Here is an 11283-nt window from a genome sequence, read left to right as displayed (position 1 = left end):
GAAAATTTCTAAATAGTGTTGGTATTAGTCATCGAATGTATAAGGACCTTCGAGATGGTGATGGAAAATTCTATCTGAACAACCGGCCAGTCTCAGATGCTAGAGTTAGCGAAGGGGATGTCGTGAGCGTTAGATTTCCACCAGAACAAGGTGATCTGGACGTTCCGGCTAGTGATGCTGAATTAGATGTTTTATATGAAGACAAAAACTGGTTAGTGGTTAACAAACCTGCTGGCCTAACAGTTGTTCCAGGTCCGGCTAACCGAACGGATACATTAGTTAATCGAGTTAAAGGCCACTGGTTGGAAAATCATGAAGAAAACTTAGTTCCTCACATCATTACTAGATTAGATCGATTCACTAGTGGCGTGGTGTTAGTGGCTAAGCATCGACTGGCTAACAGTCTTGCAAATGTGTTAATGGATGAAAAAGAAATTTTTAAAGAATATGTTGCTGTAGTATCTGGTACTGGATTATCAGACCATGCGGAAATCGATAAGCCAATTGCTAAACGAGATGTTGGCTTTGGTCAAATGATTTCTGATGATGGAAAACCAGCTAGAACGGAATATTGGAAAATTAGTGATAGTAAAAGTTACACGACCGTGAGAGTTGTCTTGCATACTGGTAGGACTCATCAAATTCGGGTACACTTTGCATCAATCGGGCATCCCTTGATCGGAGATGAACTATATTCAGGACCAATGGAATTAGGGATTGACCGGCAAGCATTACATGCTGCCAAGCTATCATTTATTGATCCGTTCTCTAATAAAGAATTGAAATTTAATGTGGATCTTCCAAGTGACATGAAACAGTATTTTGATTAGGTTACTCTCATTTAAAAGCCTATAAGCATAGGGTTAAATTGATTACTATGTGAAAAAATTATAAAAGTATGAAAAGTGGGCCATTTGGGTTGAGATAAAGCGAAATATCGGTTATGATATCGTTATCAAATATTAGGAGGAGACTAGACATGTCTACCAATGGGGAATCTGACCAGGCTATTCAAAAAATTATTGCTGAAATGGAAACTAACTTAAGTGTGTTAACTTGGATGAATGCATCCAAGCATGATGAAGGAACTGCAGAGCATATCCGTGCCTTGAAGGCTGCACTTCTAGATGCTAAGCAAGATTTAGTAAAGGCATAATTAACTGTTATGATGTTGGCGACTAACTAGTTTTTAAAATTCTAATGATCGTAGAAGTCTTACTGATATAATATCGGTAGGACTTTTTTACTGATATTTTTGGGAGGAATTTTGATGGAACAAGAACAACAAGTAGCGTGTATCGTTGACCACCGGACTCATCCAATCACAGATGGCCGATTACTTAGAGAGCTCGATCCAGCCGTTAGGAATTTGATTAAGGGTGATTATCCTGAGGCGAAGGTAACGGACTTTATTTGTGATCATCATTTACTTAAATATCAACTGATGCGGGTGGACGGTTTAATTAATGCCGATGTTAAACAAACTAATAAGATTAATCGGCGGTTAACTAAAGCGATGCAAAGCGATGATTATGACATTATCGATGTCAATGATACGTTGAATAAGAGTTTAACCATGGGACAAAAAGTATCGGATGCGGTTGCCAGATTTGGTGGTAGCTGGGGATTTATTTTAATATTTTCATTAGTGTTGATTGTTTGGATGCTAATTAACGGGTTGAGTTTATTTGGAGTTCATTTTGATCCGTTTCCATTTATCTTACTTAACTTAGCATTAAGTTGTATTGCTGCCATTCAAGCACCAATCATTATGATGAGTCAGAACCGAGCAGCTGATCGCGATCGAATGAATTCAGAAAATGATTATCATGTTAATTTGAAGTCGGAACACGAACTAAGAATTTTGCATGCGAAACTTGATAACTTGGCCCAGAATCAGATTCCCCATACTTTGGAAATCCAAAAGTTAGAGATCGAGATTTTAGGACAAATTAGAAGCGAGATTGATTCTTTACAAAAGGATAAAGAAAATGATTAATCGGAGTTAGTTTTTGACAAATTTAACCATTATAGGTATCCTTTTGCTTATGACTATGATGAATGATTTAATTTTAGGAGGATTTTTTGATAACCATTAGAGAAGCACAGCAAGATGACGCTGGTCAGATAGCGCCGCTGATAGATATTATTTATGATGAGATGGAATTGAGTGAACTTGAAGACGTTCCCGAACCTGGATTAGAGAAGGTCATCACAGGTGCTTATCAAACAGATGAATATCTGGGTGAAAAAGCAACCACTGTGGTGGCCGAGGCCGATGGTCAAGTTGTGGGAGTGGCATTTGGTTATCCAAGTGATAACGAAGATGCTGTTAACCAAGTTCTGTACGACTTATCTAAAAACTGTGCTGAATTTGATCAACCACTGATTTCTGACTCAGAGACTAATTCTGACGAATGGTACTTGGATTCGATTGCGGTCGACCCCGATTATCAAGGGATGGGAATTGGTTCGAAACTATTGAACGCTATTCCCAAAATGGCGGAAAATGATGGTGAATCAGTAATTGGATTAAACGTTGATTTTGAAAATCCTAATGCCAAAAAATTGTATGAGCGAAAAGGATTCAAGGATGTTGGTATTCAAATGATCGGTGATCATCGATATTATCATATGCAGCGTGAAGCTGTAGTTCCTGACCTTTCGTTTGCTTAAACTAATAGGTAAAAGAGTGAAGAGATTAAGTAATAGAATCTTTTCGCTCCTTTTTAATTTTGAAAGGATGAATGACAATGAAAGATGATATTAAAATGGGTGACGCTGCGTTTGCCAAAATGATGTTTGTACTTGATAAAAAAATTACCAAAAAGAACCACCGTGATTATCGGTATGAAAATGAGGAGTTAATCGAAATTGCTGATGGCATTTGGGCCATGCCGGCTTACATGAAAGAAGATGATGATTTTAGCATGTTCTTTATTATCACCGAAATTGATGATGGTAACACGGTAATGGCGTTTTCAACTGGCAATCAATCAGCAGATGGTTTTTCGCTTAGTGAACCCATGATCACTGGTGAAGGGCTCAACTTGCTGAACGAGCATAACGAGACTAGGTCCAAAAGTGTACTACACTTTTTAAATCAAATCTCAAAAGCGGCCGAAGGAAATTGGCGAATGATTGAATAGGGATTGCTTTTCGCTCCAAATTTGTTAGAATATTCTGGTATTTTAAAATTTGGAGAAGAGAAATGGAATTATCAATTAGTGAATTTGCGCACCGCTACGATGTTGAAATGGCGTCAGTTGAAACATATGCTAAAAATGGTTTGATTGGTCATTTGACTGCCGAAAGCCAAGCAGTTGTCTTAGATGATACTGATCGATTCTGGCTTAATACCATTGACAGTTTTCTTGAGACTGGGACCCCAATGTCAGAACTAAAAACAGTTCTCAAACGTTGCCACCCTTAAGAGCGTTTCAATTGTTAATTTGGTTGGGGAATGCTACCCTAATTATAGGGGGAACCTTACACCACCATTGTTGAATTAATTGGATTGTCGTTTGTAGACTAATGTTGGATTGTAACTTTTTAAGAACATGATAATGAATTTAGCGTGCGAGCAAAGCACTTTGAGTACTCAGCTTAAGCTGAGTCAGGATTCGATTATGAACGGAGTGTAATTTAATTAAAAAAGCAAGGTGTAGGGTTCCCTCCAAGGAAGGCTAGGACATTTGTCCTAGCCTTTTTTGTTTGGCAAGATTATTGATAGTGAGTATGGAATTGTCACTTCATCAATGAGATAATGATGTCTAGATTGGAGTGATTAATATGATTGAACATAGTCACAATCACGAAGAAATGTCCAGAAGCAGGTTTTTTGTGGTCACAGTCCTAAATGTGTTGATAACAATTGCCGAATTTATTGGTGGAATTTTCTCTGGAAGTTTATCGTTGGTTTCTGATGCCTTTCATAATTTAGGAGATAGTTTGTCCATTGTCATAAGTTACGCGGCTAGTCGAATTAGTTTGAGAAATCAGGATGAAAGTAATACATATGGTTATAAACGGGCGCAGATCATTACGGCGTTTTTAAACTCGATTGCCTTGGTAATCATTTGTCTTATTTTGATTGTTGAGGCCGTGAGACGATTCTCACATCCTGAACCAATTGATGGGCCAGTGATGTTGACCGTGGCAGTAATCGGTCTATTGGCAAATGCCGCTTCAGCTTTATTACTGAATTCAGGGGCTAAGCATAATCTTAATATGAAGGCGACTTATCTACACATTATGAGTGATGCCCTATCATCAGTGGCTATTATTGTTGGTGGTATTTTGATTCAAATTTTTCATTGGAACTGGGTTGATCCGTTGGTTACGATTTTAGTAGCTGGGTATATTGCATATGAATCCTGGCCAATTATTCGTCAGACCAACCGAATTTTGATGGAAGGGGCTCCAAAACTTGATTACGAACAGATCAAGAATGACTTGTTAAAAATTGACGGGGTCTACAATGTCCATCATGTTCACGCTTGGCTAATCGATGAACATAATATTGTGTTTTCAGCACACGTTAATTTACATGATATGAAAATCAGTGAAGCTCAGCCGATTTATCGGGAGATTGAAGCGGTATTGAGACAAAAATATGATATTTGTCATATTACTATTCAGGCTGAAGCTGATCGGGGAAAAGATGAAGACATTATTTATGATCAAGGTGAAGATATTTAATTTTCAATATTGGAGAGTATAAATTGGCAAAATTTGATGAATATGAACAGCGCGTGATTGATACTTGTGTATTAGCCGGTACAATAATGATTGAAAGTGGTTCTGAAATGAATCGAGTAAACGATACGATTAACCGGATTGCGGTTAATGCCGGCTTGCCAGATGTCTCTGCATACGTAACGTTAACGGGAATTATCATGTCTGGTAGTAATGGAGCTGGGGCTAAGGTAGGTCAGATTGAAAAACGGGAATTTGACATGGAAAAGGTTGCGAAGGTTAATGAACTATCCCGAGATTTTGCCAATCATAAGATTGATATCGATAAATTTAATTATCAATTGAAGCACATCGACGATATTATAAATCGATTTCCTATATGGCTACAGATGCTGGGGGCCGCTCTGATTTCAGGACCGTTAGTGGTGGTGTTTCGTAATGATCCAACGGATTTAATAATTACGGGAATCGTTGGTATGCTTGGCTGGTCGATTTATTATTTTTTGAGTATTTACATTAGAATTAGATTTTTAAGTGAATTTATAGCTGCGGTTGTGATTGCAGCTGCCGCAATTATTTCAGTTAGATTAGGTATTGGGTCGCAATCCGATGATATTATCATTGGCGCAATGATGCCTTTAGTGCCGGGAATTCCTATAACCAATGCGGTTCGTGACGCTTTGTCTGGTAATTTAATCAGTGGCCCAGCTCGTGGAATTGAAGCTTTGATTAGTGCTTGCGCATTAGGCTTCGGAGTTGCAATTGGTCTACATTTTTTCTGAGGAGTAATTCATGACAGATTTTATCGTTAAAATAGTATGTGTGTACTTAGCCGCGGTTGGGTTTGGCATTATCGTTAACCTGCCACATAAGGCCCTCAACTCTGCTGGATTTGTTGGAGTGATTGGGTGGTTAGTTTATTATATGATGATGCAGGTTAATGGTGGCCTTGGGTCGGCCAACTTCCTAGGTGGCTTAACGATTGGGGTCTGCTCGATCGTGTTTGCTAGAATTAAAAAAATGCCAGCTATTTTATTTGATGTTCCAGGATTAGTTCCTTTGGTCCCAGGAGGCCAGGCTTATAATTCAATCAAGAGTTTTGCAACTGGTCACTATGAGGCAGCCTTCTCGTACTTGTCCGAGGTAATTTGGATTGCTGGTTCGATTGCGTTAGGCTTTATTGTCGCCGAACTATGCCTGAAAATTGATAATAAAGTGCGACGGGCCATACGCCTGAGGCGAGTTAAACGTAGATAAGCTAATTTAAAAAGAGTGAGACATTTGTCTCACTCTTTTTTGTGGGTTGACCAGGCACAAATTAATCGTTATGATATATTTAAAAGTATATTATATGATGTATAGTATTACAGAGGTGATAGTATGGCAATTCAAATAACGTCAGAATTATTAGATGGCAGTGTATTAGCGCTACTTAAAGAAGCCGATTATTACGGATATTCGTTGACACAAAAGGTGCAGGAATATTTACCTGTATCGGAATCTACAATGTATCCGGTCTTGAGAAGGCTGACCAAGAATGATTTTTAGAAACTTACGACGAACCATATCAAGGTCGAAATCGACGTTATTACCGGATTACGGTTCAAGGTAAAGAACGATTTGAAAAAATAAAAAAATGAATGGACAACTTTTAAAACGCAAGTTGATCTATTACTAGGGGGAAGTGAGTAAATATGGATAGATATATTGATGAACTAACATCATATCTACATAATTTATCAATGGATGAACGACAGAATGCAGTGGATTTTACCGTGAATATTTACAGGATGGTGGCTTTAAAGATTATGATGCCGCGGTTAGTGAACTTGGATTACCCAAACAATTAGCTAGAAAAATTTTGGCTGACTATTCAATTAAAGAAAATGAATCTGTTACTGATAATGATAAACGTGTCAAAAAGTCTAAGTCAGATGCCAAAACGATATGGTTAATTGTCTTAGCATTACTATCGACACCAGTTACGATTCCCTTAGCAATTGCGTTGGTTCTTGTTGGTATTGGGGTGATTATTGCGGTAGTAGGAATCATTTTTGGACTGGCAATGATGCTAATTGGATTAGTAGTTATGGCATTTGGATCGCTATTTGCTGGGGTTACGTTACTTCCGGCCAGTTTGTGGACGGGAATGTATTATCTAGGAATCGGATTAGCAGTTTTGGGAATATTTACAGTGGCGGTTCCTATTGGCAAATGGTTTATAGATTTAGTTATTCACATAACTTCTACCATTTCAAAGTGGATATACAGTAAAGTGGTACCGAAAAATCGGGGACGAAAAATAGGAGGATTACCAATGAAAAAAATGCTAATTACTGGAGTGGTTTTGGTAATCGTAGGGACCTTTTTATTTGGCCTAGGATATTCCAAGGGAGGCAGTAAAAATATTTATTGGCAAAATGGTGGATTTAGAATCGATAATTCTAAATATGTAACCGAGAGCTTTCCGAATGTCGATTCAATTAAGCTTCAGTCTGATGATCCGATAATTATTAAAAAGGGAAACGTCAGACAAGTTAGGGTTCATTATATAAGCAGTATTAAAATTCATAAGGATTCAGCTAACAAAGTTTTGAAAATAAATAATAATGTCAATGAACGTAATTCAATAGGATTTGAATTACATCCAGTCCTCAATACTCGCAGAAATTTGGTTCAAGTGACCGTGCCTAATAAGCTGTCCTTAAAATCTGTTTCAGGAAATTCATCAGATTCTATTTCAATTGATCACCTGAATGTTAATCAAATTTCGCTAAATGGTGATGCTGAGGTCAATTTAAATCAAGTCAACGTTAAGCATAAACTTTCGCTTGATAGTAGTGGAGATGTTACGTTGTCCCGAGTTACTGCACCAAATGTTGAGGCAACGATGTCAGATGGTGATATTTATGTGGAACATAGTAGTTTTACTGCTAATAAAAGCTTAATAACAGCTAACGATAGCGATATTGATATTAAGGGCTCGGTGTTTAGTGAGCTGAGAGCCGTAAGTGGCGATGGAGACATCACGATTAACGATAGTAAGTTTAATCGTAAGATGACGGCAAGTTCTCAAGACGGTGATATCTTAATTGCAGGTGTTAATCCGAAGCTAATAAACATCAAGGCTAAGACACTAGATGGTGACTTAGCAATTTTTGGACGAAAAACAGTCGTCAGTCCGCTAAGCATAGTAAAGTAACTTATAAATTAAACTCAATGATGGTGACATAACTGTTAAAAAGTGATGGTAATTAAAAGTAAATGCTTGTAAAAATATCTGATTTTCTTGATCAATTTAATTAAAAGAATGATAAATCAATTTTGAGGTATCAAACATAGTGATTAACTGTGATATACTCAACGTTAGTATATGTTAAGAGAGGATTGTTTTTAAATGTATGACGAAGATTATATGTTTATCGAACCTGATCATAATCGATGGGCTAAATTAATTGTTAGCTTTTTGCTAACGGCATTTATTGCAGTTTCAGTATCAATGAATTTTGATTATCTTCAGTTTCTTGATTCAATGATTACCACAGGGATTCAAGGAAAGGCTGTCAGTCAGCCACTAGAAGGCTTTTACACGATGATTTCATTTTTAGCTAGTCCTAAGATGGATATCTTTTGGATTTTGATAATTGCGTTTTTCTTATGGGGATTCAAATACAAAATTCCGGCCTTGTTTGCAATCTTTACACTAGGTGGCGCTGACGTGATTGGTTTTATAATTAAGAATGTCGTTAAACGTGATCGTCCACCATTACATATGGCTACTGATGATGGCTATAGTTTTCCTAGTGGTCACGTATTAGGTGCATTCATTGTGTTGGCAATAATTTGGATATTTGTAGTACCACTAATTGGCAAGGCAAGTGTTCGAATATTGATTAGAGCAATTCTAATAATTGGGTTAATGTTAGTCATGTTTTCACGGGTGTATTTAAACGCTCATTATCCGACTGATACTATTGGAGCAGGCTTTGTTGCTTATACTTGGTTACAATTAGCTGAAATTTTGTACTCGTTATATGCTCCGAACTTAAAGCAAATTAACTTTATTTCAAATTCAAAGATCTAAGAGGCGGATGACGCCTCTTTTTTTATCGGGTGGTGACAATTAATGATTGAAAAATTCACAATGCATGATATTTTAGTCAGGCCAATGGATAATTCTGACCAAGAAATAGTAGTGGAATTACGTAATAGACCTGAGATTATTCAGGGACTCGGTGAATCGTTGAGCAAGTTTACCAATAAGATGTTTGTGCAAGAACTTGCGATGGCCGATGAATATGCAATTGAGAGATCAGGTCAAGTTGTCGGCGGAATCTTATTCAACGAAATACTGATTGATGAAGGTGAAATTGACGATACTGGCCGAGAAATCAGTTATTATCTTGAGCCTAATTATTGGGGGCTGGGAATCATGTTTAATTCGTTAAACACTTTGATTAAACGGCTACCCAAGAATGGAATTGATCATCTACAGGCGGAAGTCTTTTTAGAAAACCAACGTTCTATGGATTTATTAAAGCGACTAAACTTTGTGGAAGAAGTTCAACTGATGGATCCACTGGCGTTAAAAGCTAAATCAATTTGGTCACTTCAAATTAGTAAAAAATGAATTGATTAGACAAAATGTGATTAAATTTGTCAAAATTCGTTTTAAGGAGTACACTGGCAGTTGTAAAAATTTAATAATAAATATTCGAAGTAGAGGCGCGATCATTAAGAGTAGCTTTCAGGAACTTGAACAGAAGTGACGATTGAAAGTGAAAGGGATGTTCGCCGAAATCAGCAATTGCTTTTCCGATTGTTGATTGGGGCTTAACTCAATAAGTTAAGAACTGTCGTAGTTGTTTACTACGGGGTGCTATCAAGATGTTGAAATTAAGGGGTCTTCTTCAATATTCTTGAGGAAGATCTTTTTTTGTACTTGAAACTCTATGATACTTTGAAGGATTGGGAGAGAGTTTTATGAGTGATAATTCTAATGATCAGGTTCAGCGGGGGCTAAAGTCACGACATGTGTCGATGATTGCCTTAGGTGGGTGTATTGGAACGGGACTATTTGTCGCTAGTGGTTCAGCAATTAGTGTTGCTGGCCCTGGAGGGGCTTTGGTTGCATATGGTTTGATGGGCCTGATGGTGTACTTCTTGATGACTAGTCTTGGGGAAATGGCAACTAATATGCCAATTTCCGGATCCTTCGCTGCTTATTCAGCTAAGTATGTTGATCCAGCATTAGGATTTGCCATGGGTTGGAACTATTGGTTTAATTGGGCAATCACGGTTGCAGTTGATGTTAGTACTGTTGCGTTAGTTATGAAGTTCTGGTTACCGGACGTTCCATCTTGGATTTGGAGTGGAGTTGCGTTGGCTTTGATATTCCTAATTAACGCAATGTCAGTTAAGACATTTGGTGAAACAGAATTCTGGATGTCGTTGATTAAAGTAGTCACAATCATTATCTTCTTGGTAATAGGTCTGTTGACGATTTTTGGAATCATGGGTGGCCACTTTATTGGTCTTCGAAATTTTACTATTAAAGATGCGCCATTCGTTGGTGGAATTTCGCCAATTATTTCAGTTTTCGTAGTAGCTGGTTTCTCATTTCAAGGAACTGAACTAGTTGGAATCACAGCTGGTGAATCACAGGATCCAACACATAGTGTGCCAAAAGCAATTAATGAAGTGTTCTGGCGGATTATCTTATTTTATATTTTAGCAATTGCAGTTATTGCCGCCATCTTACCTTACACTAGTCATTCACTATTAGGATCTAGTGCTAGCGATATTGCTATTAGTCCATTCACACTGGTATTTCAACGAGCTGGATTAGCTGCCGCCGCAAGTATTATGAACGCAGTTATTTTAACTTCAGTTATCTCATCAGCTAACTCAGGGATGTATGCATCAACTCGGATGCTATATTCATTGTCAAATAGTGGCTATGCACCAAAGGCTCTTGGTAAGACTGGTTCCAATGGAATTCCTTACAATGCGTTATTGATAACGACATTTGTTTCATTATTAACATTTGTTTCTAGTATTGCAGGTCCTAAAATTTACATGTGGTTAGTGGCAGCATCTGGGTTAACTGGATTTATTGCTTGGTTTGGAATCGCAATTTCTCATTATCGCTTCAGACGAGCTTTCATTAAGCAAGGACATCAGTTATCTGAATTGAAATATCATGCTAAGTGGTTCCCATTTGGACCAGTACTTTGCTTGATTCTATGTGTATTAGTTATTGTTGGACAAAACCCGCAAGCTTTTGCTAATTTTGATTGGGTCCAGATTTTAGTAACTTACATGAGTGTTCCTTTAGTAGTCATTCTTTACTTGGCTTACAAGTTCAAGCATCATACTAAAGTTATTCCACTTGATAAGGTAGATGTTAGTCCTTCAAATGAAGAACAAAATCTTTCAGAGTTGAATGATCAAAACTAAATAGTTAATCAAACTGTCTATTCCGTTATGGAATAGACCAGTTTGCGTTTGTAGAGGGTTTTCGTTGACGTTTTGAGCCGATTTATGTATTATTGAAACTAATTGGTATATCTAATGATAAAGGTG

At 37.5% G+C, this 11283-nt stretch carries 14 protein-coding genes, 1 pseudogene and 1 riboswitch; all 15 genes and pseudogenes read left to right on the top strand.

Annotated features, from left to right (window positions below; translation table 11 throughout):
• The first annotated feature begins 35 nt into the window (after positions 1 to 35).
• The 15 genes and pseudogenes from NBRC111893_RS05900 to NBRC111893_RS05835 all read left to right on the top strand — a co-directional run bounded on the left by NBRC111893_RS05900 (position 36) and on the right by NBRC111893_RS05835 (position 11157).
• Positions 36 to 830 (top strand): RluA family pseudouridine synthase, encoded by a 795-nt coding sequence (locus NBRC111893_RS05900; protein WP_125008350.1) that lies wholly within the window; start codon positions 36 to 38, stop codon positions 828 to 830.
• A 149-nt stretch (positions 831 to 979) separates the two neighbouring features.
• Positions 980 to 1156 (top strand): hypothetical protein, encoded by a 177-nt coding sequence (locus tag NBRC111893_RS10820; protein WP_191984827.1) that lies wholly within the window; start codon positions 980 to 982, stop codon positions 1154 to 1156.
• A 114-nt stretch (positions 1157 to 1270) separates the two neighbouring features.
• Positions 1271 to 1999, top strand: coding sequence for a DUF1003 domain-containing protein (locus NBRC111893_RS05895; RefSeq protein WP_125008349.1), 729 nt, complete (start codon positions 1271 to 1273; stop codon positions 1997 to 1999).
• Between the two features lie 86 nt (positions 2000 to 2085).
• Positions 2086 to 2676 (top strand): GNAT family N-acetyltransferase, encoded by a 591-nt coding sequence (locus NBRC111893_RS05890; RefSeq protein WP_125008348.1) that lies wholly within the window; start codon positions 2086 to 2088, stop codon positions 2674 to 2676.
• 77 nt (positions 2677 to 2753) lie between these two features.
• The gene (locus NBRC111893_RS05885) at positions 2754 to 3149 is read left to right on the top strand and encodes a hypothetical protein (protein ID WP_125008347.1); all 396 of its coding nucleotides are present in this window, start codon (positions 2754 to 2756) and stop codon (positions 3147 to 3149) included.
• A 62-nt stretch (positions 3150 to 3211) separates the two neighbouring features.
• Complete coding sequence (locus NBRC111893_RS05880) at positions 3212 to 3433, top strand: hypothetical protein (RefSeq protein ID WP_125008346.1); 222 nt, start codon at positions 3212 to 3214, stop codon at positions 3431 to 3433.
• Positions 3434 to 3792: 359 nt separating this feature from the next.
• Positions 3793 to 4701, top strand: a complete 909-nt coding sequence (locus NBRC111893_RS05875) for a cation diffusion facilitator family transporter (protein WP_125008345.1) — start codon at positions 3793 to 3795, stop codon at positions 4699 to 4701.
• A 23-nt stretch (positions 4702 to 4724) separates the two neighbouring features.
• The gene (locus NBRC111893_RS05870; RefSeq protein WP_125008344.1) at positions 4725 to 5480 is read left to right on the top strand and encodes a threonine/serine exporter family protein; all 756 of its coding nucleotides are present in this window, start codon (positions 4725 to 4727) and stop codon (positions 5478 to 5480) included.
• 10 nt (positions 5481 to 5490) lie between these two features.
• Complete coding sequence (locus NBRC111893_RS05865; RefSeq protein WP_125008343.1) at positions 5491 to 5955, top strand: threonine/serine exporter family protein; 465 nt, start codon at positions 5491 to 5493, stop codon at positions 5953 to 5955.
• Positions 5956 to 6078: 123 nt separating this feature from the next.
• Positions 6079 to 6390, top strand: a pseudogene (locus NBRC111893_RS05860) (PadR family transcriptional regulator).
• A gap of 2 nt (positions 6391 to 6392) precedes the next feature.
• A complete protein-coding gene (locus NBRC111893_RS11245; protein WP_225417608.1) occupies positions 6393 to 6548 on the top strand; it encodes a hypothetical protein in 156 nt (51 codons plus the stop codon).
• Between the two features lie 11 nt (positions 6549 to 6559).
• A complete protein-coding gene (locus NBRC111893_RS05850; RefSeq protein ID WP_230402950.1) occupies positions 6560 to 7900 on the top strand; it encodes a DUF4097 family beta strand repeat-containing protein in 1341 nt (446 codons plus the stop codon).
• A gap of 195 nt (positions 7901 to 8095) precedes the next feature.
• The gene (locus NBRC111893_RS05845; RefSeq protein ID WP_125008342.1) at positions 8096 to 8782 is read left to right on the top strand and encodes a phosphatase PAP2 family protein; all 687 of its coding nucleotides are present in this window, start codon (positions 8096 to 8098) and stop codon (positions 8780 to 8782) included.
• A 42-nt stretch (positions 8783 to 8824) separates the two neighbouring features.
• A complete protein-coding gene (locus NBRC111893_RS05840; RefSeq protein ID WP_125008341.1) occupies positions 8825 to 9328 on the top strand; it encodes a GNAT family N-acetyltransferase in 504 nt (167 codons plus the stop codon).
• Between the two features lie 82 nt (positions 9329 to 9410).
• Positions 9411 to 9588, top strand: a riboswitch (Lysine riboswitch).
• A 93-nt stretch (positions 9589 to 9681) separates the two neighbouring features.
• The gene (locus tag NBRC111893_RS05835) at positions 9682 to 11157 is read left to right on the top strand and encodes an amino acid permease (protein ID WP_125008340.1); all 1476 of its coding nucleotides are present in this window, start codon (positions 9682 to 9684) and stop codon (positions 11155 to 11157) included.
• Positions 11158 to 11283: the final 126 nt, after the last annotated feature.

This window comes from Lentilactobacillus kosonis (genome assembly GCF_003864335.1).
GTDB classification, from domain to species: domain Bacteria; phylum Bacillota; class Bacilli; order Lactobacillales; family Lactobacillaceae; genus Lentilactobacillus; species Lentilactobacillus kosonis.
This window is presented reverse-complemented; position numbering and strand designations above follow the sequence as displayed.